Genomic DNA, 23,487 nt, shown 5'->3' on the forward strand with positions numbered 1-23,487 from the left:
AAGACTCCCCCGCATTCCAATTATTCGACCTCTGATGTAAGACTTCTGTTCTCTTTTTTCAAGCCAATAACATAGTAATGCCACAATTCAATTTGTCGAATAAATATTAATAATTTTTCAAAATGAAATTTTCTATCTTTATTTCATAAAAAAAACTTTGTACCACAACATTCCTCATATAGAGAAAAAGTTAGATACAAAGATTCCTTACATCCTTTGTTACACACTTTTCCCCTCATAGTCTAGCAATTCATGGTTGCCAGGTAGAAACTTATGGACCTTATCTCCAAGATTATATGAGGCAGTGATTCTTTTCGAAGTAATCGTAACACTTGCTCTCATACGTGTCAACACAATTCATCGCTTTTATTCCGAGAATATCGAACATTTTTCAAAAATAACATTATAACCATTCGTATTCTAAAGGATACCCGAAAATGAAAGCCCTTTCTTTACGTTTGACTATAGTATATAACAAAAACACTATATAAAAAAGCCTAATTGTGAACAATTAGGCTTTTTATTAAGAACTTTTTTCTTGTATATCTTTAATTAGTACTTCTCTCGGCTTACTACCTTCATAGGGTCCAACTACACCGTTCATTTCCATCGCATCAATCAGACGCGCTGCACGTGTATATCCTACTCGGAATCTACGCTGCAACATAGAAACAGAAGCTGTTTGCATTTCTACAACGAGCTGAACCGCTTCATCATATAATTCATCTTCTACTTCTTGCTTTGTCTCTGGCACATCTTGCGGTATCATATCTTCTTGATATTGCGCTTTTTGTTGTCCAATCACATATTCTACTACTCTTTCCACTTCATCATCTGATAGAAATGCTCCTTGTACACGAACTGGCTTTGATGCACCAATTGGTATGAATAGCATATCCCCGCGTCCTAATAACTTTTCTGCACCCCCGCCATCAAGAATCGTTCGAGAGTCAGTTTGCGAAGAAACAGCAAAAGCAATACGAGATGGAATATTTGCTTTAATAACACCTGTAATAACATCAACAGACGGACGTTGCGTTGCGATAATTAAATGAATGCCAGCAGCACGTGCCATCTGTGCTAAACGCATAATTGCATCTTCTACATCTGAGGAAGCAACCATCATCAAATCAGCCAACTCGTCCACAATGACAACAATGTACGGTAACTCAGACTGTTTTGCTTCTGATTGGTCATTATGCTGTCTAATGTATTCATTATACCCTTCAATATTACGCGTTCCACTATGAGCAAACAATTCATAACGGCGCTCCATCTCACTCACAACTTTTTTCAAAGCTTGCGATGCTTTTTTCGGATCTGTTACAACTGGTGTTAATAAATGAGGAACACCATTGTATACATTCAACTCTACCATTTTCGGATCAATCATCATTAATTTCACTTCATGTGGTTTAGCACGCATTAAAATACTAACAATAATCCCGTTAATACATACACTCTTTCCGCTACCAGTTGCTCCGGCTACTAGTAGATGAGGCATCTTATTTAAACGCGCTAACACTGCTTCACCTGTAATATCACGCCCAAGACCAATTAATAATTTTTCTTCCGGGTGATTGTTTGCTTTCGAATCAAGTACTTCTCTAAGCGTTACCATTGAAACTTCTGAATTTGGAACTTCAATCCCTACTGCTGATTTCCCTGGAATAGGAGCTTCAATACGAATATCTTTCGCAGCTAATGCAAGCGCTAAGTCATCACTCAAACTCACAATTTTACTTACTTTCACTCCCATATCAGGATACACTTCATATTTCGTAACTGCAGGTCCTCTATGTACTTTCGTTACTTTTGCCTTCACACCAAAACTTTGGAAAGTACGTTCAAGCTTACGAGCATTTTCATAAATTTCCTCATTTTCATTTGTAACCTGTTTGTTTTTTGGAAACTTCAATATATCGAGAGCAGGAAGCTTATAATCTTTATTTTCCACATTTGAAAATTGCATTGGAGGAGCTTTCGCTTCCCCTTCTAAGGATTCAACAATTTTTTCTCCTCGTTTCTTTTGTGGCTGCTCTTTTGATACAGATGGCAGTTCATCTTCCATTACAGGCGATACAATCAAATCATCACCAATTTCATCTTCATGATGTTTATCTTTTTCCTCACTCACTGGGTAATTTTCTGTGAAATTCGAGATGATTGGTGGTCCAATTTCTATTTCTTCTACTGGTTCAGCGATTTCTTCTTGCACATCATGACGTTCACTACGCGTACGTCTTGTCGTTTTTTTCTTTTCCGTTTGTTCAGCAGTTCGTTTCGCTCTCCAATCCTTGTAATCCCCTTGTATCACTTGAAATTGACTTCTGAGTATTCGTCCAACTGGGGCTAGCACTTCCCCAATATGCTTGTTTGTAATACAAAGTATCCCAAGAATAACTAGAATAATTCCAATAATGTAGGCCCCTACCTCATCAAACAAAAAATAAAATGTTGCAAACATAAGTGCCCCAAACATACCTCCACCTAAATGAACCGTCTCTGTGCCTTTCTTCATCTCAAGAAAGAACATATCTTTTGTGCTCACAATTACAGACGTATTTTCTACCGCTCCGTCTTTTGTAAGAAGGTTAAATAATGTAATATGACTAAACATCAATATCGCTAACACAATTAAATACACACCGATTAATCGTTTATTCAAAAGGTTTGGCCAACCACGTCTTATAACAAACGCAATCGATAAAGCTATTACACCTAATACACCAATTATGTACCATTCGCCAAAGAAAAAGCGGAAAAATAACACAAATGATTTACCTACAATACCTAGTTGTAAGATTGTAATAATTGAAAGCGCAAAAAGAGTCAACCCGACGATTTCGTAATACAAAGTTGGCTTGATCGTACGTCTTGCTTTTGATTTCGTCCCTCTTTGCTTTTGTTTTACCATTTCTTCACCCCAAGTCCAAAAATTAAATAAAACTTTCATTCATTGAAAGCATTTTTCATGTCATTCATCACATTTTCAAATCTGTTTATGTGGCATTTTANNTAAAATGCCACATAAACAGAAGAAAGCAGCCTAATCGTGGCTGCTCAAACGTCTTGTTTTTTATATTATACCATAGCTTATAAACAAAATCCTGCTTTTTACTAAAAGGTTATTTTCTGCCCTGGCTCGTACTGTAAGTAGTGCGATGGATTGGTACTTAGCACACGAACGACAGAATAATATTGACTATTCTCTTCAGATACAACCATCTCTACCCCATTCATATTCACTATTTTTTGCCGTTCGTACTGTGAATCATCTGTTTGATAGACAAGTTGTTCTGGCATAATCGTATATAAAATCATTGTAGTAATTTTCCTTCCTGATTTCCCTCTGTTCGCATGTCTATTAATTCATTCAATTTTCGAATCGCATCTCCAATGCCACCGACATCATCTATAAGACCATACTTCACTGCATCTATTCCGATCACGTTTGTTCCAATATCACGCGTTAAATTCCCTTTTGCAAACATAAGCTCTTTAAAACGATCTTCCGTCACTTTTGAATGTTTCGTTACAAATCGAATTACACGTTCTTGCATTTTATCCAAATACTCAAATGTTTGCGGTACACCAATCACAAGACCAGTCAGACGAACGGGGTGAATCGTCATCGTTGCCGTTTCAGCAATAAATGAATAATCTGTCGATACTGCAATTGGTACACCTATTGAATGTCCTCCACCTAAAACTAAAGATACCGTTGGCTTCGACAATGAAGCCACCATTTCAGAGATTGCCAAACCAGCCTCAACATCTCCCCCCACCGTATTTAACAATAAAAGTAACCCTTCAATTTTCGGATTCTGCTCAATTGCCACAATTTGTGGAATCACATGCTCGTACTTCGTCGTTTTATTTTGTGGTGGAAGCTGCATATGCCCTTCTACTTGTCCAACAATCGTTAAACAATGAATACGTGATTCGTTCATTTGCGGAACATTCGTTTGACCAAGTTGCTGAATTTTTTCTATTACTGACGCCTCTTTTACATCCTCTTTCGGCTCGACTTCTTTTTCCTCATTTGTTAAGCCATCACGTTCTGTCATGTCGCATCCCCTTTCACTCTTATACAACTATTATTTCTTAAGTTGTAGATTTCATGCGATAGAGATGAAAAAGAAAAAACCACCCGTTAAGGTGGTTTTCTTATACTTCCATGATAATTGGTAAAATCATCGGTTTTCTCTTCGTTTCCTCGTATAGGAACTGTCCTAACAATTCACGGATATTTTGTTTTAACATGGACCATTCAATAGAATATTCTTTAATAGATTGTTCAACAATTGTACGTACAATATCTGTCGATCTTTCGATTAGCGCCTCAGATTCACGAACATACACAAAACCACGTGAAATAATTTCTGGTCCAGAGATGATTTTCTTCTCATCTTTCCCAAGCGTCACAACAACGACTAAAATTCCATCTTGTGATAACATCTTACGATCACGTAAGACAATATTTCCAACATCACCTACGCCTAATCCATCAATAAGAACATTACCCGCTTGTACCTTTCCAGCTGACTTCGCTTCTTCTCCTTCAAAAGCAATTACATCGCCTTTTTCCACAATAAAAATATTCTCTTTCAAGACACCAACATCTTCCGCCAAATACGCATGTGCCTTTTGCATACGAAATTCACCATGTACGGGTATAAAATATTTCGGTTTCATTAAATTCAACATCAATTTCAACTCTTCTTGACTACCATGACCAGAAACATGAACTTTTCTTTCCCCATAATAGACAACTTCTGCACCAGCTCTAAATAATAAATCAATGATTTTCGATACCGATATTTCATTACCAGGAATTGGAGATGCCGCAATAATAACTGTATCTCCTTTACGAATCGAAATTTGTTTATGAGCTTGCTTCGCCATTCTGGAAAGAGCTGCCATCGGTTCACCTTGGCTACCAGTTGTTAAAATTGCTACCTTCTTCTCTGGGAAGTTATCTACTTCTTGCAATGAAATAACCATGCCATCTGGAACATCTAAATATCCAAGACGCCTTGCGATATCCACCACTTTCACCATACTACGTCCTACAACAGCTACTTTACGGCCTGTTTCAGCAGCTGCATCAAATACTTGTTGTATACGATGTACATTAGAAGCAAAAGAAGCAACGATGATGCGACCTTCTGCACCATAAAACACCTTTGAAATTTCTATTCCAACTTCTTTTTCAGAACCTGTATAACCAGGACGCTCAGCGTTCGTACTATCTGATAATAGACAAAGGACACCTTCATTTCCAATTTGCGCCATCTTTCCAAGGTCTGCTCCGCTATTGCCAATTGGTGTTTGGTCAAATTTAAAATCTCCTGTATATACGATAGCACCTTTTGATGTATGGAAACACACCCCAACAGAATCTGGAATACTATGAGTTGTGCCGAAGAATGAAACCGTTGTCGTATTGAATTCTACTTCTGAATTAGAATCAATTGTTTTTAAATCTACACGACCAAGCATTCCTGCTTCACCAAGTTTTTCTTGTATTAAACCTACCGTTAACTTAGTTGCATATACTGGGATTGAAAGTTTACGTAGTACATAAACAATTCCACCAATGTGATCTTCATGACCATGTGTAATAAATAAGCCTTTTACTCGCTCTTGATTTTCTACTAAATATGTAATGTCAGGGATAACAATATCAATTCCAAACATCTCGTCTCCTGGGAACATCAATCCAGCATCTACAATAAAAATCTCGGAATCAATTTCCACACAATACATATTCTTCCCGATTTCACCTACTCCACCGAGAGCAAATACTTTTACAGAATCATTCTCTTTTCTCTTCATGTTGTTGCCTGGTTTAAAAATCTTACAAACACTGATTTCACTAAAATTGTAGAGACACCAGGGAAACTCTACAACCACCATATATTCACCGTCCAAGACGAATGTCCTTACCGTTATGCGATATCATGTTCTCGTTCGTTTTTTAAACCAGGTTTCACCTCTCTTTCATTATATAAATCAAATATCTTATGCAATATGATATGAAAATTCCATTTAATCATAATTTTTTCCAATTTTGCTAAGCATACCCGTACTAAGCTACTTAGCCATATTATAACTGATACAAGAAATAGAAAACAAGTTAAATCGTGAGAAAGACGATCGAAGTATATAAATTTCAGGGGGAATTACCTGTAAAAAATAAAATGACCTAGTTTTTACACTAGGCCATTTTTATTAACGAGGAATTGATTGCATTACATCTTGTAACGTTACTCGTTCTTCTTCTGTTAATGGAATAAGAGGTAAGCGTACAGGTCCTACATCTAATCCAGTCATTTGTAATGCCGTTTTTACTGGCGTTGGGCTTGGTGCCATAAATAGCGCATTTGTCACTCTTACAAGTAACTGATGCAATTTCTGTGCTTTTTTGAAATCTCCTGCTTGGAATGCCGCAATCATTTCTTGCATTTCATTTCCAATCACATGAGAAGCAACAGAGACAATGCCCTTCGCTCCAACAACCATCGCAGGTAACGTTAAACCGTCATCACCGCTGTATACAGCAAAGTCGTCCGCTGTTTTTTCAACGATCTCTGTCATTGTTAATACATCGCCGCCAGCATCTTTAATTGCAACAATGTTCGGTATTTCTGATAAACGAACAACAGTATCAACAGAGATTTGAACAATAGATCGCCCTGGAACGTTATATAGCATAATCGGAAGTTCTGTACTTTCAGCAATTGCTTTAAAATGCTGATACATTCCTTCTTGACTTGGTTTATTATAATACGGTGCTACTAACATAATTGCATCAACACCGACTTCTGTCGCTTTTTTCGTCAATTCAATAGAAGCATGTGTATTATTGCTACCTGTTCCAGCGATTACGGGCACCCTTTTATCGACAACAGATACAACATGGCGGTATAACGCTACTTTTTCTTCAGATGACAATGTAGGAGACTCTCCAGTTGTCCCTCCTACCACGATTGCTGTCGTACCGTTATCAATTAAATAATTTACCAATTTCGTTGTCTTTGCAAAATCGATGTTTCCGTTTTTATCAAACGGCGTTACCATCGCTGTTGCAATTGTCCCAAAATCTACCATGGTCTCACTCCTTATTGTTCCAGTTGCTTTTCTTTTGAAAGTTCAAATGCACTATGCAATGCATTGACAGCTTCCACTAAATCTACTTCTTTTACAAGTACCCAAATTGTCGTATGACTATCAGCTGATTGTAAAATTTGAACACCTTTTTCTGCTAAAGCTGTGACAATTTTCGCAGTCACCCCTGGAATACCTGCCATTCCAGCTCCAACAATCGATACCTTCGCACAATGCTCCGTCACAATTGGATCATATCCAAGCTTCTGAAGTATTTCAACAGCACGACTGGATACATGATCACTTACTGTATAAGCCACACCTGTAGGCGAAATGTTAATTAAATCAACACTGATTCCTTCATTTGCCATTTCTTTAAATACATGCTGCTGCAGGTCATATGATCCATCTTTTGCAAGCACTTTGATTTGCGTTACATTTGATACATGCGCAATACCTGTAACTGGACGTTCCTCAACATCACGGCCTTTTGTTGCACCATCATACGCTGCAATAAGTGTACCTTCACTATCAGAATACGTAGAACGTACACGAAGCGGTACCTTCGCATGCATTGCAATCTCAACCGCGCGTGGATGAACAACCTTCGCACCTTGATAGGCCATGTTACAAATTTCATTATACGTTACATTTTGCAAATGACGCGCATCCTTTACAATACGTGGATCAGCAGTCATTACACCTTCTACATCAGTAAAAATATCGATATATTCAGCCTGAAGCGCAACGCCTAACGCTGAAGCAGACGTATCACTACCTCCGCGTCCAAGTGTTGTTGTGTCACCTTCTTTTGTTTGACCTTGGAATCCAGTAACAACAACAACATCTACGTTTTGTAACTCTTCTTGTATACGACCGCAATTCATTTCAACAATCTTCGCATTCGTAAAATCATCGTTTGTTACAAAACCAGCTTGTGCACCGTTTAACGCTGCCGCCTTTACTCCATTTTCATTTAACATGTTTGAGAAGACGATTGCTGAGATTAATTCTCCACATGATAATAATAAATCTTGCTCTCGTTTTGAAATACTAGATTCCTGTTGATTTACAAGACTTAATAATGTATCCGTTGCATATGGTTCACCTTTGCGGCCCATAGCAGATACAACTGTAACTACTTTATAACCAGCACCTAATGATTTTTTTATATGATGAAGTGCATGCTTACGCCCATTTTCATCACGTACAGATGTACCACCAAATTTTTGAACAATAATTTTCATTTTTTTGCACCTTCTCTTAGCCGTTTACACTAATTGTAATTTTACTAATCGTTCTGCAATTTGAACAGAGTTCCATGCAGCACCTTTTAATAAGTTATCAGATACGACCCAAAGATGGAATCCTTTTTCATTATTTAAATCTTTACGAATACGTCCAACGAACACTTCGTTTTTGCCTACTGCGGTAGATGGCATTGGATATAATTGTTCTGCCGGATCATCTTGCAGTACAATTCCTTCTGCATCCGCAAGCAAGTTTTTTAGTTCTGCTACAGTTACACCTTCTTTTTCCACTTCAATGTAAACTGACTCAGAATGACCTGATACAACTGGCAAGCGTACACATGTCGCTGCTACTTCTAACTCAGGCATATGCATTATTTTTTTCGTTTCATTAATCATTTTCATTTCTTCAAATGTAAATCCATTATCTTCAAACTTATCAATTTGTGGGATAGCATTAAAAGCGATTTGGAAATGTTTTTTGTCACCTGATACAGGTAAAACATTTGCTTTTACTTCTTCCCCATTTAAGATCGCTTGTGATTGTTCATGAAGCTCTTCAATTGCAGCAGCACCTGCACCGGATACAGCTTGATATGTGGAAACGATTACTCGTTTTAAACCATACTGCTGACGAATCGGCTCAAGAGCAACTACCATTTGAATTGTAGAACAGTTCGGATTTGCGATGATACCGTTATGTTCTTTTAAATCATTTTCATTTACTTCAGGTACAACAAGTGGCACATTTTCTGTCATACGGAATGCACTTGTATTATCAACAACAATTGCACCGCGTTTTGCTGCTTCTGGCGCTAATTGTTTTGATACAGACCCACCTGCACTAAACAGAGCAATATCAACTCCTTCAAAACTTTCAGGAGTTGCTTCTTGAACTGTAAATTCTTCTCCTTTAAATACAAGCTTTTTACCTGCAGAACGTTTAGATGAAAGTAACGTTAACTTCCCAATTGGAAATTCTCGTTTCTCTAAAGTATTTAACATTTGTTCACCAACTGCGCCGGTTGCTCCAACTACAGCGACATGAAAAGTTTTTTGCTTTTCCATCACTATGCCCCTTTCTAGATACCAATCCTTCTATACTTAGAATTAGAAGGAGTATAAAATACCCCTTCTAATCTTAATAACGTTAATTTTATCATATTCTGCGATAAGAATGATGGTTTCATAAAAAATTGTCTTGTTTTTTTGTTTTTTAATTCATATATCTGAATTTTTCTACAACAACTGGTTGTAATTGCTTTCCTTCCATCGCTTCTATAATTGTATCTTCAAGAAGTTCCATACGAGCAACCATTGAGTTTGGTTTTTTCTCTGGTGCATCTTGCCCAAATGGCACAAAATAAATGTGTTTGGTTGCCATTAATCGCATGAGGTTGACGCCGTTCAAACCAAGAGCATCATTTGTGGAAACAGCTAATACAACTGGTTTTCCATTTCGAAGAGTCGCTTTCGCTGCCATTAATACGGGAGAATCTGTCATTGCATTTGCAAATTTACTCATTGAATTTCCTGTTAAAGGAGCAATAACCATGCAATCGAGTGGAATCTTTGGGCCAAGTGGTTCTGCTCCAACGATTGAATTAATTACTTTATGCCCTGTTGCTTCTTCAATCTTTTTAATCCACTCTGCCCCTTCACCAAATCTAGTATTTGTCGATTGTACAGTATACGAAACAACCGGTCTTACTTCTGCTCCTTCAGCAACTAACTTTTCTAAATGTGGCATAACTTCTTCATACGTACAATGTGAGCCTGTAAACCCAAATCCAATTCGTTTCCCTTTTAAACTCATTTTCCATTCTCCTCCTTCGCAATCATATCTGCTGTTAATAGCTGAGAAAGAACATTTGCTAAAATTTGTCCTGCTGTTTTTGGTGCAACAATTCCTGGAAGACCAGGGGCTAACAAAGCTTTAATTCCCCGCTTCTCTGCATAACGAAAATCGGTGCCACCAGGCTTAGAGGCTAAATCAATGATTAGCGTATGAGCTGGCATCCTTGAAATTGCTTTTGCCGTTACAACAAGATGAGGGATTGTATTAATAACAATATCAACATCACTTACTTCCTTCTCAATATCCTGCATATAAAAAGGAGAAAACGTCATTTCCGAAATACGAGCAATATGTTCTGAACGTCGCGCTCCTACTTTGACATGAGCCCCTAATGATTGAAAAGCTCTTGCTACACTCATTCCTGTTCTACCAAATCCTAAAACCATTACATTCGAACCATGAATTGTATAATCTGTATGTTGAATAACCATCATTAATGTTCCTTCTACCGTCGGGATGGAATTGTAGATTGCTACATCATCACGATCGAATAATTTCACAAGTTTTCGATTTGTGGTGGATACAAGACTTTCTAAATACGGTGTACCAATCCCTGAATATATAGTAAAGTTTGCTGGTGTTTTTTCAACCTGTTCTTTCGTAAGCGCAACTTTTTCATTTGAAAAAATAGTATCTACTTCTCCTTTTGCATTTGTTCCTGCTACGGGCAAAATAATTGCATCTAAAGAAGTGAAATCTAGATTTTGCATACTCTCTTTTGTCGCTCCTGTAAAACCATGATCCAGTTGATCAAATCCTACTAATGAAAGTTTTGCATCAAGTTCAACCAGCTTACGAATCACCTCTAGCTGCCTTGCGTCTCCTCCTATGACAGCAATGTGCATCTCAGTCAACATTCCCTACTTCACCTTCTTTTTCTTTCATTTATAAGAAAAGTGCCTACTTTTTCTTTTTCCTCCACATCATATGTACCGTACGAGTTAGAGGTGATTGAAAAACAAAAAGCATCCAATATTTCTAAATATGTGAACTTCTATAGAGTAAAATTCAGTTGTGCTTTTCTTTTCTTCTTCATTAATTATTCTCACTCCTCCATCTGGCTTTTACAGGCCACTCTCTTCCCTTCTATCACTTTTTGCTCTCTTACTCTTAAGGTAGAGTATTTCAATCCTAAATAATGCCCTAAAATAAAAAAAGACAACCAAAGTGGTTATCTTTTACAATGAACCTGAACGATTTGCAAGATCAAAAATAATCATATCATGCCCGACCTTTTTAATCCGACTCCATTCCACCCTCACCTCTTGCTGTTCTCTTTTAAAACCACCCCATTTCCCTACTGGTATAATGAGAGCTTGAATCTTTCCATCTTTTTCATCAATTTCTAAATCAGCGTGACCTAAAACGCCCATTTTTTCCGCACGTTCTAAATCCACAATTTCTTTCCCACTTAATTCACTTAAACGCATATACCTCTCCCCCTTACAAACCTCTTTCATACAATACTCTAACATTCCAGCCTATACTAAGTACGTATTCTACATGTCTGAAAAAAATGTCAAGAAAATGAACAACTCTTCCTATCATTCTAAAATGAAACTTTAATCTGTCCTCACCTATCCTCCTCATTTTTTGAATTTTAAAGCAGATCTCTTACTACCCGTTAATATGAAATAAAGACAGAGCAAATGAAAAAACCGCATCCCCTCTTCAGAGATACGGTTTTTTCATTATTTCATTCCTTTTGGAAGCTCTCCATTCGGACTAATTAGAGATGCTGAAAATTCGTTTGTAAATATATTGCGAATCAATGTATCTACATCTGTTTTCGTCACTTGATTCACACTCTCAATAATTTCATCAAGAGAACGATGCTTTCTAAGAAGTAATTCATTTTTACCATTACGACTCATACGACTATTCGTACTCTCTAAACTTAACATTAAATTCCCTTTAAGTTGCTCTTTACTATTCACAAGCTCTTTCTCTGTAATGCCTGTGTTTTTCAATGTTTCCAACGTTTCTTGCATTGTATCATACAAAGTATCTAATTGTTGGCTTCCTGTTCCACCATACAGCGTTAACATTCCAGTATCTTCATAAGAAGAATGATAAGAAAAGACCGAATATGCTAAACCACGTTGTTCACGAACTTCTTGGAACAAACGACTACTCATACTGCCACCTAATACATTATTTAGTACGATTAAGTTATAAATATCTTCATGTCCCATTTGCAATCCTTTGAAACCTAAACATAAATGCGCCTGCTCTGTTTCTTTCTTACGAGAAACTTTATTGAAATGGAAAATTGGGCTATGTACTTGCTCACGATTTGTTGTTCCCTCATAGTTACCAAAATATTGTTCCACTGTTTGGACAAACGCTTCATCAATATTTCCAGCAATCGATACAACAACATTTTCAGGTGTATAATGATCTTTAATATATTGTCGTAATGTATCACCTGTAAATGTTTCAAGTGTTTCCTCTGTTCCTAAAATCGGATAGCCTAGTGGATGTGTCTCATATGTTGCTTTCGTTAACATATCATGCACAATATCGTCTGGTGTATCTTCATACATTTTGATTTCTTCAAATACAACATTTTTTTCTTTCTTCAATTCTTCTTCATCAAATGTTGAATTAAAGAACATATCCGCTAAAACATCTAGTGCATATTTAGCATGTTCATCAAGCACCTTTGCATAGTAGCATGTGTACTCTTTCGAAGTAAATGCATTCACTTGTCCGCCAATGCTATCAAATGACTCAGCAATCTCTCTCGCACTACGTGTCTCTGTCCCCTTAAAGAACATGTGTTCCAAAAAGTGTGAAACTCCATTATTTTTTTCATTTTCATTTCTTGAACCTGCATGAATCCATATACCAATTGCAACAGAACGAACAGTTGGTATATTCTCCATAACGATTCTTACACCATTTTTACAAGTATATTTTTTAATCAAAAACTTTCCTCCTAATGCCAGTTTCTCTAAATAATTGCTATTATTTAATGATAACAAGTTTGAACATGAATGTCATGCAAATGTATTTAATCGATACGTTTTTCATCTAATAATTCCGTGATATTCCCTACTTTATACCCTTGTTTTTTCAACTGTGAAATCATCGTATCTAATGCCTCAGCTGTTGGGGATGTTGGATGCATTAATACAATTGCACCCGGATGTACTTTCCGCATTACACGCTGAAGAATCATTTCAGGCTCTGGACGTTTCCAGTCAATTGTATCAACAGTCCACATAATAGTACCCATTTTTAAACCATCCGCTACTTCAACAACTTCATCACGAAAACTTCCACTTGGCGGTGCAAACCATCGTACTTTTTGATTTGTAGCTGCTTCAATCATTTGATTTGTCTTTTGTAATTGTTCATATATCTGATTTTTAGATAGCGTTTTCATATCAGGATGTGTATAAGAATGATTACCTACTTCCTGTTTTGCATCTACAATCATTTTAGCAGCACTTAAATTTTCTTTTACCCAGCGCCCTTCTAAAAAGAATGTTGCTTTTACATCATGTTTTCTCAATGTTTCTAATATACGCGGGAGATACTCATTTCCCCATGCCACATTTATTGTTAAACCTACCATTTTTTTGTGTGGATGCCCACGATAAATGGGAGCAGGTGATAAATCTTCTAAATGCGTCTTTGGTGAAACTTCACGATATACCAATTGCTTCTCATCAAACTCTCCGGTTTTCTTCATGTTATAATATGACGCTTCCACATCAACTTCTTTACCATTATAACCCGGCATCGCTTTCCATATTTTATCAATTATCGCATTTTGCGGTTCAATTGAATATCGCTTCGCTTGTTTCTGAATTTCTTCATAAAGATCATCATTCGCTAGCGCTGAATATGAGCCTATACCCATGCAAAAAAAGAATATAGACATGAATACAAATATACGAGTTCTCATATAAACCCTCCCATTAACTATACAAATAAGAAAAATCCCATTCTCTTCTTATCCTTGTTAATTTAAGCGTTATTATGAAAACTATACCTCTCTATCGATAAAAATCTATGCATCAAACATAATTTTATTTAACAAAAAAAGCCAGGAATCCCGGCTTTTTCACTTATTTCTGTTCTTGTATATTTTCTTGTTTTGAAGCTTCTTCTTTCGCAGCTTCTTTTTCTTGCTCTTCTTTTAGCAATACTTTTCTAGATAAGTTTACACGACCTTGTTTGTCGATTTCGATAACTTTTACTGAAATCTCGTCGCCAATTTTCACAACGTCTTCTACTTTACCTACGCGCTCAAGTGCAAGCTCAGAAATATGAACAAGTCCATCTTTACCACTGAACAATCCAACGAAAGCACCGAACTTCTCGATACGTTTTACTTTTCCTAAGTAAATCTCGCCTACTTGTACTTCGCGAACGATATCTTCGATAATTTTCTTCGCCTTTTCATTCATTTCTTGATCAACAGATGAAATAAAGACTGTACCATCTTGTTCAATATCAATTTTTACGCCAGTTTCTTCAATAATTTTGTTAATTTGTTTACCACTTGGCCCAATAACATCACGGATTTTATCCGGATTGATTGTCATTGTAATGATTTTCGGAGCATATGCAGATAGCTCTTTGCGAGGCTCAGCGATAGCAGTTAACATGTGATCTAGAATATGCATACGACCAATCTTAGCTTGTTGTAATGCTTCTTCTAAAATCTCACGAGATAACCCATCGATTTTAATATCCATTTGCAATGCAGTTACACCATTCGCAGTACCTGCCACTTTGAAGTCCATATCACCTAAGTGATCTTCCATACCTTGGATATCCGTTAAAATCGTGTAGTGCTCACCAGATTTAACTAGTCCCATAGCAATACCAGCAACCGGTGCTTTTAATGGTACACCAGCATCCATCATAGCTAAAGTGCTACCACAAATACTTGCTTGTGAAGTAGAACCATTTGATTCTAAAACTTCAGATACAAGACGAACTGTATATGGGAAATCTTGCTCAGATGGGATAACAGGTTCAAGAGCACGTTCACCTAACGCACCATGGCCGATTTCACGACGACCTGGTCCACGCATCGGTCTTGTTTCACCAACACTAAAGGATGGGAAATTGTAATGGTGCATAAAACGTTTTGATTCCTCTACACCAAGACCATCTAAAATTTGCACATCACCTAATGCACCTAATGTACAAATACTTAATGCTTGCGTTTGTCCACGAGTGAATAAACCAGAACCGTGCGTACGAGATAAAATACCTACCTCTGATGCTAAAGGACGAACTTCGTCGCTTTTACGTCCATCTGGACGGATTTTTTCAACTGTAATAAGACGACGTACTTCTTCTTTTACAATTTTATATAAAATCTCATTTACTTGTCCTAATACTTCAGCTTCAACTTCTTGCTCTTCATAATGTGCAATGACACGTTGCTTTACTTCATTAATTGCTTCTTCACGTGCATGCTTTTCATGTACTTGAATTGCTGCATGCATATCTTTCTCAGCCATTTTACGAACAGCTTGTTCAAGATCAGCATCCACTTCATAAAGCTTTACTTCTGTCTTTTCTTTTCCAACAGCTTGTACAATCTCTTCTTGGAAAGCAACTAGACGTTTAATTTCGTCATGACCGAACATAATTGCCTCTAACATTGTTTCTTCAGGTACTTGATCAGCTCCCGCTTCTACCATGTTAATTGCATCTTTTGTTCCAGCTACAACAAGGTGAATATCACTCTTCTCTTGTTGTTCTACTGTTGGATTAATAACGAATTCGCCGTCAATACGACCAACTGTTGCGCCCGCAATTGGACCTTCAAATGGAACATCTGAAATCGATAACGCTAATGAAGAACCAAGCATAGCTGCCATTTCAGAAGAACAATCTTGATCAACACTCATTACGATGCTGACAACTTGAACTTCGTTACGGAAACCATCTGCGAAAAGTGGACGAATTGGTCGGTCAATTAAGCGACTTGCTAAAATTGCTTTTTCACTTGGACGGCCTTCACGTTTAATAAAACCGCCTGGGATTTTTCCGACTGCATATAAACGCTCTTCATAGTTTACTGTTAGCGGGAAGAAATCTACATTTTTTGGCTCTTTTGATGCAGTTGCTGTTGATAGAACTGCTGTATCGCCATACCTTACTAATACTGCGCCGTTTGCTTGTTTTGCAAGCTGTCCTGTTTCAATTGTTAGCTGGCGACCAGCTAAATCTATCGAGAAGACTTGCTTTTCTTGACTCATTTAAGTACCCCTCTCAATTTAAAATATTCAATTCTTCTATGTAAATGGATCATATATTACAATATTCTTCCTCTAGTATTACCGAAATTTAAGTAGGCTATTAAGAGTAGAAGATATATTTTTACCTAACAAAAAAGCGGGAATATTCCCGCTTCTTTGACTATCGACGTAAGCCAAGCTTTGTGATTAATTCACGGTAGCGTGTGATATCGCTATTACGAAGGTAAGTAAGTAAGTTACGACGTTTACCAACCATCTTTAATAGACCACGACGTGAATGATGATCTTTCTTGTGAGTACGTAAGTGCTCATTTAGAGTGTTAATTTGCTCTGTTAGGACAGCAATTTGAACCTCTGGAGAACCAGTATCAGTCTCATGAGTTCTAAATTGTGCAATGATTTCATTTTTACGCTCTTGTGTTAAAGCCATCCTATTTCACCTCCTAATAATTAAACCCCCAATTACCTAGCAAGCGTCGGTGAGTCGCAATGCCAAGCAATGGTTGTCATAAAGTACATAACATAGAATACTACTTTTCATTCGAAAAAGCAAGTATATTCTTTGCTGTACTAAAATATTCTTGTGCTGTTTGTTTATCTTTCGCAATTTGAGCAACTAACTCATCGATACCATTAAACTTTTTCTCTTCTCGAATACGCATATGCCACTCAACAGTAACAACTTGATCATATATGTCCTCATTAAAGTGGAATAGATGTACTTCAATAGACAGCTTACGCTCATCTTCTTTAAAAGTCGGCTTATAACCGATATTACATACACCATCATGCCACTCATCATGAACTTTTAACCTTACTGCATACACACCAACAGGTGGCAGAAGGTATTCCTCGCGTAAAGCTACATTAGCTGTCGGAAAACCGATTTGACGTCCGCGTTTATCCCCATGAACAACTGTTCCTTCTACTGTATAAGCTCTACCTAAAATAGATGGGATTTGCTCCATCTCGCCATTTCGAATCAGTTTTCGTAATGCCGTTGAACTTACTTTTTCTTCTTGGAATTCAACCTTTTCAATCACGGTCTGTGTAAACTCCCCTCTTGCATGAAATGGTAAAGTCTCCATCTTCCCTTTTCCTAAGCGTCCGTATGAATAGTCAAAGCCTGCTACTACATGCTTTACATTTAGCCCAATAATATATTCATCTACAAATTGTTGTGGCAATAATCCAGCGAATGATTCATCGAATTTCACCACATATAACACATCAATTCCCAAATCTGCAATTACTTTTTCTTTCATGCTTAATGGCGTAATATACTCCACATGAGCTTCCTTTTTCCCTAACACAACAGATGGATGGGGATGAAACGTTATAACAGCACTCTTATATCCTCTTTCATCCGCTATTTTTTTTGCTGTTCGAATCACACGTTGATGCCCTAAATGAATGCCATCAAAAAAACCTAATGCCATTACAGTAGGTGGTAATTCTATTTTATTTTGTTTATGTGGATGAGTTAAATGAATAAGTTTCACGCTTGAATTCACCTTTTTCTGTAATAATCCTTCTAATAATTCATTATAGCTTTAGTTCCTGATTATTCACAAGTACTTTCATTGGCTTTAACATGCCAGGATGTTTTGGATGATGTTCATAAATTGCTAAGCAATGTTCATTTTTATCAAACACTGTAATAAATGGCGCTGTCACTTGTAATTCATTCTTTAAAAACATGCCATTTTTTATTTTTTCTGCTTGTTTTTCATCTACAACCATTTTTGGGAACTTACTTAACGCTTCATCAATTGAGATGAAAATAGACTCTACTGTTCCATTTTGCATGTTTTCTTCAATTTCTTCAAATGATATGCAATCTTCTAGTAAAAATTCTCCTGAAGCTGTGCGCACAAGATGTGACATATGTGCCGGAAATCCTAATTTTTCACCGATCATAACCGCTAATGTTCTCACATATGTTCCTTTGCTACATGTAACACGGAAGCGGAATGAAATGTTTTCCCCTTCAAATACTTCACGATCATCAAGTAACACAAATTCATGAACTGTTATCGTACGAACTGGACGTTCCACTTCTTGTCCGGCTCTTGCATATTCATACAGTTTCTTTCCATTTACTTTGACAGCTGAATACATAGGAGGTACTTGCTCGATTGTACCTGTTAATTCTGCTAGTACAGCTTCCACTTCCGAACGTGTAATGGTGCGATTTACATCTTGTTTTTCCACTACCTCACCAGAAGCATCTTCAGTCGTTGTCGAAAATCCTAGTGTAACTTCACCTTCATATGTTTTCGTTTCACTCGTTAAAAACTGCGCAATTTTTGTTGCACGTCCTATACAAATTGGTAATACACCTGTCACATCTGGATCTAATGTTCCTGTATGACCAATTCTCTTTTCACGTAATATCTTTCTTAGCTTAAATACACAATCGTGCGATGTCATCCCTTTTGGTTTATGTAATAATACTACACCTTCCATATGTTCACCTCATTGTTATACTTTTGTAGAAAATGTTCAAAAAGTCCGGTAAAGATAGCTATTGCATTTCTTCATCACTCTTCTTAAACACTCACTTGTATGCATTACTTTCCATTGAAAAAATGGATAGACAAATGTCTATCCATTATTCTTCACGTTTACCGTCTTTATTAATTTCATGTAAAAGAGTGTCGATTCGATGCCCATAAGCAATTGACTCATCGAATTCAAAGGTAATTTCAGGTGTTTTACGAAGACGAATACGTTGCCCAATTTCAGCACGAATAAATCCTTTTGCCTTCGCTAAGCCTTTTAATGTATTTTCTTTCTGCTCTTCGTCTCCTAAAACAGAAATATACACTTTGGCAATTTGTAAATCCCCACTTACCTGCACATCTGTTACTGTAACAAATCCAATACGCGGGTCTTTAATTTTACGACTAATGATGTCGCCTAATTCTTTTTTCATTTGCTCGCCCACACGGTTCGCACGTAATTTCATAACTATTCACCTCATTCAATACCATTCCAATTGTGTTATCGTACGTTCAATCTCAGGAAATGAATCGATATACGCAAGTACACGATTCATTTCTTTTTCACAGACAACACGATTTGAGGATACGGAAACAATCGCAATTTCTGTACGTTGCCATACATCTTGGTGTCCTATTTCGGAAACAGCTACGTTATAACGTTGTTTCACACGAGTTAGCACACGCTGTAAAATTGCTCGTTTCTCTTTTAAAGAATGTACATCATAAATCATACACTCGAATGAGAGTGAAGCGATAATCATCGCTTCACTTCTTCCATAATGTACGCCTCAATGATGTCTCCTTCTTTAAGATCGTTGTATCTTTCAACTGTAATACCACACTCATAGTTTTGTGCAACTTCTTTTACGTCGTCTTTGAAACGTTTTAACGTATCAAGTTGTCCTTCGTAAATTACTACACCATCACGGATAATACGAACACCGCTATCACGTGTGATTTTACCATCTGTTACATAACAACCTGCGATTGTTCCAACTTTTGTTACTTTAAATGTTTGACGAACTTCCGCTTGACCAATTACTTTTTCTTCGAATTCTGGATCAAGCATACCTTGCATCGCTGCTTCAATCTCTTCGATTACTTTGTAAATAATACGGTGCAAACGAATATCAACATTTTCTAACTCAGCTGTACGTTTCGCATTCACATCAGGACGTACGTTAAATCCGATTACAATTGCATTAGATGCAGAAGCTAAAATAATATCAGACTCTGTAATCGCACCTACGCCTGTGTGGATGATTTTTACTTTTACGCCTTCAACATCAATTTTACGAAGTGATGCTGCCATTGCTTCCACAGAACCTTGTACGTCTGCTTTCACAATTAAGTTAATTTCTTTCATTTCGCCTTCTTGGATTTGTTGGAATAAATCTTCAAGGCTTAATTTAGATTTCTCACCGCGCTGTGCAAGCAATGCTTGTTGTGCACGTGATTCACCAATTTGACGCGCTTTCTTCTCATCAGCAAATGCCATGAAACGATCGCCCGCTTGTGGTACTTCATTTAAACCTGTAATTTCGACAGGAGTAGATGGTCCAGCAACTTTTACTCGACGTCCGATGTCACTCACCATCGCACGAACACGTCCAAATGATGTTCCAACAACGATTGGATCTCCCACTCGAAGTGTACCATTTTGTACAAGTAATGTTGCAATTGTTCCTTTACCTTTATCAAGCTGTGCCTCAATTACAGTACCAGTTGCATAACGGTTTGGATTTGCTTTGTATTCTTCTACTTCACTTACAAGTAGAATCATTTCTAGCAAGTTGTCAATTCCTTCGCCTTGAATTGCAGAAATTGGTACAAAAATTGTATCTCCGCCCCAAGCTTCTGGAACTAATTCGTATTCTGTTAATTCTTGCATTACACGGTCTGGATTTGCAGCTGGTTTATCCATTTTATTCACAGCTACAATAATTGGTACTCCAGCTGCTTTCGCATGGTTAATTGCTTCAACTGTTTGTGGCATAACACCGTCATCCGCCGCAACAACAAGGATTGTAATATCTGTTACTTGTGCACCACGCGCACGCATCGTTGTAAACGCCGCGTGACCTGGTGTATCTAAGAACGTAATTTTCTTGTCATTTACTTCAACTTGGTACGCACCAATATGTTGCGTAATTCCACCAGCTTCGCCAGCAGTTACTTTTGAATTACGGATAGAATCAAGTAATGTTGTTTTACCATGGTCAACGTGTCCCATAATTGTAACAACAGCTGGACGCTCTTTTAAGTTTTCTTCATCATCTTGCTCATCAATGAATGTTTCAAACTCAGTTTCACTTACAATTACTTCTTCTTCTACTTCGATACCGTAATCAGCAGCGATTAACTCAATTGTATCTTTATCTAAATCTTGGTTAATTGTCGCCATAATACCTAGCATAAAGAGCTTTTTAATAAGTTCAGATGGCTCTTTTCCTAGTTTTTTTGCAAGATCACCTACTGTAAGTGTACCAGAGAAAGTAATTTTATCTGGTGTTTCTACAACTTGTGTTTGTTGTCTTCCAGCAAAGTTTTCTTGACGTTTGTCTTCATTTCCTTTGCCTTTTTTCTTCTTCTTATTGCTGTTCTTTTTGCTACGAACAACCTTTTCTTCTACTTCAAACTCATCTGCAACAGAAGGTTTTTCTGCTCCAGTATTGTATTGATTATCTAATTTGTTTACTACTTCATCGTCTAACATTGTCATATGATTCGAAACCTCGATATTCATTTCTTTTAGTTTTGTAATAATATCTTTACTTGAGATATTGTGTTTCTTTGCATATTCGTGTACTCGAATTTTACTCATACCTTCACCCCCGATAAGTTGTATCGAGCATGCTACGCAGCTTTTTCGCAAAGCCCTCATCTAACACAGCTACAACGACTCGCTCGTCTCTCCCAATCGCATGCCCTAATTGTTGTCGATTTTCGACTTTTCTCATTGGTATGTTGTAGTACGTGGTTTTATCAGTGATACGTTTTGTAGTGTTCGCTGACGCATCTTCAGAAAGCAATACAAGTTTTGCCTTGCCACTTCGTACTTCTTTTAAAACAAGTTCTTCACCCGAAATGAGTTTCCGAGCGCGGTTTGCTAGTCCTAAAAATGATTTCCAATCGGACACTTATTTCGACTCCTTTTCAACAAGCTCAAGAAGCTCTTCGTAAAGGGAACTGTCGATTTTCGCTTTTAGATGATGTTCCAAAATGTTTTTCTTTTGCGCTTGGATAATGCATTCCTTGTCTTTTGACAAATATGCACCGCGTCCTGATTTTTTTCCAGTTACATCAATAGACACTTCGCCCTCTTTGGAACGAACAATGCGAACGAGCTCGCGTTTTGATTTCATTTCTTGCGTTGCAATACATTTTCGTAACGGAACTTTTCGATTGCTCACAACCATCACCTCTATTCGATTTCGTCTTCGACTGAATCGAATGCGATCATGTTGTCTTCTTCTGTTACAATACCAAGTTGTTTCGCATCAGATTCACTTTTAATATCAATTTTCCAACCAGTTAACTTCGCTGCAAGACGTGCATTTTGCCCGCGTTTACCAATCGCTAATGAAAGCTGGTGGTCTGGAACAACAACAGTTGTTGCTTTTTCATCCTCATCCACAAGTACTTTTACAACTTGTGATGGGCTTAAAGCATTAGCCACATATTCAACTGGATCATTTGACCAGCGAACAATATCAATTTTTTCACCTTTTAATTCATCTACGATACGTTGTACACGTTGTCCTTTTGGTCCTACACAAGAACCTACTGGATCAACATCAGTATTCTCTGCATATACAGAAATCTTAGAACGGTCGCCTGCTTCACGTGCTACAGAACGAATTTCTACAGTTCCATCATAAATTTCTGGCACTTCAATTTCGAATAAACGTTTTAAAAGACCAGGATGTGTACGTGATACGTAAATTTGTGGTCCTTTTGTTGTTTTTTCTACTTTTGTAATAAATACGCGAATACGATCATGTGGTTTATATTGTTCATTCGGCATTTGCTCACTTACAGGTAGTAAAGCTTCTACTTTCCCTAAGCTTACATAAATGAAACGAGCATCTTGACGTTGGACAATACCAACCATGATGTCTTCTTCACGATCACTAAATTCTGAATAAATCACACCACGTTCCGCTTCACGCACACGCTGTGTTACAACTTGTTTTGCAGTTTGTGCTGCAATACGTCCGAAATCTTTTGGCGTTACTTCAATTTCTAGTACATCGCCATCTTGATAGTTCGGGTTCATTTGTCTTGCTTCTTCTACAGAAATTTCAAGACGTGGATCAAACACATTACTTACAACGTCTTTACGTGCTAAAACTTGAATTGTTCCCACTTCTGGATTAAAGCTAACACGTACGTTTTGTGCTTGGTTAAAATTGCGTTTATACGCAGAGATTAAAGCTGCTTCAATTGCATCAATAATAATATCTTTGCTAATACCTTTTTCTGATTCTAATACGAGCAAAGCATCTAACAACTCAGTGCTCATG

22 protein-coding genes and 1 riboswitch are annotated in these 23,487 nt (G+C 37.3%); all 22 genes read right to left on the minus strand.

The window, feature by feature from the left end; all coding sequences use genetic code 11:
* Positions 1 to 218: 218 nt before the first annotated feature.
* Positions 219 to 320: riboswitch (purine riboswitch) on the minus strand.
* 203 nt (positions 321 to 523) lie between these two features.
* Positions 524 to 2,917 carry a DNA translocase FtsK gene (locus CN373_RS03745; protein ID WP_098358857.1) on the minus strand — a complete coding sequence of 798 codons (2,394 nt, stop codon included), beginning with the start codon at positions 2,915 to 2,917 and terminating at the stop codon, positions 524 to 526.
* A gap of 203 nt (positions 2,918 to 3,120) precedes the next feature.
* On the minus strand, positions 3,121 to 3,324 hold the full coding sequence (locus CN373_RS03750) for a YlzJ-like family protein (RefSeq protein ID WP_098358858.1): 204 nt from the start codon (positions 3,322 to 3,324) through the stop codon (positions 3,121 to 3,123).
* Positions 3,321 to 4,070, minus strand: coding sequence for a ClpP family protease (locus tag CN373_RS03755; protein WP_098358859.1), 750 nt, complete (start codon positions 4,068 to 4,070; stop codon positions 3,321 to 3,323). Before CN373_RS03755 ends, CN373_RS03750 begins: the two co-directional genes overlap by 4 nt.
* A gap of 100 nt (positions 4,071 to 4,170) precedes the next feature.
* Complete coding sequence (locus tag CN373_RS03760) at positions 4,171 to 5,841, minus strand: ribonuclease J (RefSeq protein ID WP_002057374.1); 1,671 nt, start codon at positions 5,839 to 5,841, stop codon at positions 4,171 to 4,173.
* Positions 5,842 to 6,237: 396 nt separating this feature from the next.
* Positions 6,238 to 7,116: a 4-hydroxy-tetrahydrodipicolinate synthase gene (dapA, locus tag CN373_RS03765; RefSeq protein WP_000227409.1), complete on the minus strand. Its 879-nt coding sequence runs from the start codon at positions 7,114 to 7,116 to the stop codon at positions 6,238 to 6,240.
* 11 nt (positions 7,117 to 7,127) lie between these two features.
* On the minus strand, positions 7,128 to 8,360 hold the full coding sequence (gene dapG, locus CN373_RS03770; protein WP_000692481.1) for an aspartate kinase: 1,233 nt from the start codon (positions 8,358 to 8,360) through the stop codon (positions 7,128 to 7,130).
* Positions 8,361 to 8,384: 24 nt separating this feature from the next.
* Positions 8,385 to 9,431, minus strand: coding sequence for an aspartate-semialdehyde dehydrogenase (gene asd / locus CN373_RS03775; protein WP_098358860.1), 1,047 nt, complete (start codon positions 9,429 to 9,431; stop codon positions 8,385 to 8,387).
* A 148-nt stretch (positions 9,432 to 9,579) separates the two neighbouring features.
* Complete coding sequence (gene dpaB / locus CN373_RS03780; protein ID WP_098358861.1) at positions 9,580 to 10,179, minus strand: dipicolinate synthase subunit B; 600 nt, start codon at positions 10,177 to 10,179, stop codon at positions 9,580 to 9,582.
* A complete protein-coding gene (gene dpaA, locus CN373_RS03785) occupies positions 10,176 to 11,078 on the minus strand; it encodes a dipicolinic acid synthetase subunit A (protein ID WP_000954747.1) in 903 nt (300 codons plus the stop codon). Before dpaA ends, dpaB begins: the two co-directional genes overlap by 4 nt.
* Positions 11,079 to 11,399: 321 nt before the next feature.
* Positions 11,400 to 11,651, minus strand: a complete 252-nt coding sequence (locus CN373_RS03790; RefSeq protein ID WP_001239741.1) for a YlmC/YmxH family sporulation protein — start codon at positions 11,649 to 11,651, stop codon at positions 11,400 to 11,402.
* 261 nt (positions 11,652 to 11,912) lie between these two features.
* The gene (locus CN373_RS03795; protein ID WP_000593009.1) at positions 11,913 to 13,151 is read right to left on the minus strand and encodes a M16 family metallopeptidase; all 1,239 of its coding nucleotides are present in this window, start codon (positions 13,149 to 13,151) and stop codon (positions 11,913 to 11,915) included.
* Between the two features lie 86 nt (positions 13,152 to 13,237).
* Positions 13,238 to 14,137 carry a polysaccharide deacetylase family protein gene (locus CN373_RS03800; RefSeq protein ID WP_098358862.1) on the minus strand — a complete coding sequence of 300 codons (900 nt, stop codon included), beginning with the start codon at positions 14,135 to 14,137 and terminating at the stop codon, positions 13,238 to 13,240.
* 163 nt (positions 14,138 to 14,300) lie between these two features.
* The gene (pnp, locus tag CN373_RS03805) at positions 14,301 to 16,454 is read right to left on the minus strand and encodes a polyribonucleotide nucleotidyltransferase (protein ID WP_000076731.1); all 2,154 of its coding nucleotides are present in this window, start codon (positions 16,452 to 16,454) and stop codon (positions 14,301 to 14,303) included.
* Between the two features lie 160 nt (positions 16,455 to 16,614).
* Positions 16,615 to 16,884, minus strand: coding sequence for a 30S ribosomal protein S15 (gene rpsO / locus CN373_RS03810; protein ID WP_001229392.1), 270 nt, complete (start codon positions 16,882 to 16,884; stop codon positions 16,615 to 16,617).
* A gap of 100 nt (positions 16,885 to 16,984) precedes the next feature.
* The gene (gene ribF / locus CN373_RS03815; protein ID WP_000766728.1) at positions 16,985 to 17,956 is read right to left on the minus strand and encodes a bifunctional riboflavin kinase/FAD synthetase; all 972 of its coding nucleotides are present in this window, start codon (positions 17,954 to 17,956) and stop codon (positions 16,985 to 16,987) included.
* 43 nt (positions 17,957 to 17,999) lie between these two features.
* Complete coding sequence (gene truB, locus CN373_RS03820) at positions 18,000 to 18,923, minus strand: tRNA pseudouridine(55) synthase TruB (RefSeq protein ID WP_098358863.1); 924 nt, start codon at positions 18,921 to 18,923, stop codon at positions 18,000 to 18,002.
* Between the two features lie 145 nt (positions 18,924 to 19,068).
* Positions 19,069 to 19,425: a 30S ribosome-binding factor RbfA gene (rbfA, locus tag CN373_RS03825; protein ID WP_000776436.1), complete on the minus strand. Its 357-nt coding sequence runs from the start codon at positions 19,423 to 19,425 to the stop codon at positions 19,069 to 19,071.
* Between the two features lie 15 nt (positions 19,426 to 19,440).
* Entirely contained in the window at positions 19,441 to 19,722 is a 282-nt protein-coding gene (locus CN373_RS03830; protein ID WP_000582362.1) for a DUF503 domain-containing protein, read from the minus strand.
* Positions 19,719 to 21,785: a translation initiation factor IF-2 gene (gene infB, locus CN373_RS03835; protein ID WP_000036337.1), complete on the minus strand. Its 2,067-nt coding sequence runs from the start codon at positions 21,783 to 21,785 to the stop codon at positions 19,719 to 19,721. The genes CN373_RS03830 and infB overlap by 4 nt, the downstream gene beginning before the upstream one ends.
* A 4-nt stretch (positions 21,786 to 21,789) precedes the next feature.
* Entirely contained in the window at positions 21,790 to 22,101 is a 312-nt protein-coding gene (locus CN373_RS03840) for a YlxQ family RNA-binding protein (RefSeq protein ID WP_001286526.1), read from the minus strand.
* Positions 22,102 to 22,374 (minus strand): RNase P modulator RnpM, encoded by a 273-nt coding sequence (gene rnpM, locus CN373_RS03845; RefSeq protein WP_000071126.1) that lies wholly within the window; start codon positions 22,372 to 22,374, stop codon positions 22,102 to 22,104.
* A gap of 11 nt (positions 22,375 to 22,385) precedes the next feature.
* A complete protein-coding gene (nusA, locus tag CN373_RS03850; protein ID WP_000102605.1) occupies positions 22,386 to 23,486 on the minus strand; it encodes a transcription termination factor NusA in 1,101 nt (366 codons plus the stop codon).
* Between the last annotated feature and the right edge of the window lies 1 nt (position 23,487).

The organism is Bacillus cereus, assembly GCF_002561295.1.
In the GTDB taxonomy this organism is placed as follows: domain Bacteria; phylum Bacillota; class Bacilli; order Bacillales; family Bacillaceae_G; genus Bacillus_A; species Bacillus_A cereus_S.

Bases quoted from the DNA above. Each gene is read 5' to 3' on its own strand.
- truB (WP_098358863.1), bottom strand. From the start codon at position 18,923: ATGGAAGGTGTAGTATTATTACATAAACCAAAAGGGATGACATCGCAC.
- dapA (WP_000227409.1), bottom strand. From the start codon at position 7,116: ATGGTAGATTTTGGGACAATTGCAACAGCGATGGTAACGCCGTTTGAT.
- asd (WP_098358860.1), bottom strand. From the start codon at position 9,431: ATGGAAAAGCAAAAAACTTTTCATGTCGCTGTAGTTGGAGCAACCGGC.
- rbfA (WP_000776436.1), bottom strand. From the start codon at position 19,425: ATGAAATTACGTGCGAACCGTGTGGGCGAGCAAATGAAAAAAGAATTA.
- infB (WP_000036337.1), bottom strand. From the start codon at position 21,785: ATGAGTAAAATTCGAGTACACGAATATGCAAAGAAACACAATATCTCA.
- CN373_RS03760 (WP_002057374.1), bottom strand. From the start codon at position 5,841: ATGAAGAGAAAAGAGAATGATTCTGTAAAAGTATTTGCTCTCGGTGGA.
- nusA (WP_000102605.1), bottom strand. From the start codon at position 23,486: ATGAGCACTGAGTTGTTAGATGCTTTGCTCGTATTAGAATCAGAAAAA.
- CN373_RS03800 (WP_098358862.1), bottom strand. From the start codon at position 14,137: ATGAGAACTCGTATATTTGTATTCATGTCTATATTCTTTTTTTGCATG.
- pnp (WP_000076731.1), bottom strand. From the start codon at position 16,454: ATGAGTCAAGAAAAGCAAGTCTTCTCGATAGATTTAGCTGGTCGCCAG.
- CN373_RS03750 (WP_098358858.1), bottom strand. From the start codon at position 3,324: ATGATTTTATATACGATTATGCCAGAACAACTTGTCTATCAAACAGAT.
- CN373_RS03830 (WP_000582362.1), bottom strand. From the start codon at position 19,722: ATGATTATCGCTTCACTCTCATTCGAGTGTATGATTTATGATGTACAT.
- dapG (WP_000692481.1), bottom strand. From the start codon at position 8,360: ATGAAAATTATTGTTCAAAAATTTGGTGGTACATCTGTACGTGATGAA.
- CN373_RS03790 (WP_001239741.1), bottom strand. From the start codon at position 11,651: ATGCGTTTAAGTGAATTAAGTGGGAAAGAAATTGTGGATTTAGAACGT.
- dpaA (WP_000954747.1), bottom strand. From the start codon at position 11,078: ATGTTGACTGAGATGCACATTGCTGTCATAGGAGGAGACGCAAGGCAG.
- rpsO (WP_001229392.1), bottom strand. From the start codon at position 16,884: ATGGCTTTAACACAAGAGCGTAAAAATGAAATCATTGCACAATTTAGA.
- CN373_RS03755 (WP_098358859.1), bottom strand. From the start codon at position 4,070: ATGACAGAACGTGATGGCTTAACAAATGAGGAAAAAGAAGTCGAGCCG.
- dpaB (WP_098358861.1), bottom strand. From the start codon at position 10,179: ATGAGTTTAAAAGGGAAACGAATTGGATTTGGGTTTACAGGCTCACAT.
- CN373_RS03745 (WP_098358857.1), bottom strand. From the start codon at position 2,917: ATGGTAAAACAAAAGCAAAGAGGGACGAAATCAAAAGCAAGACGTACG.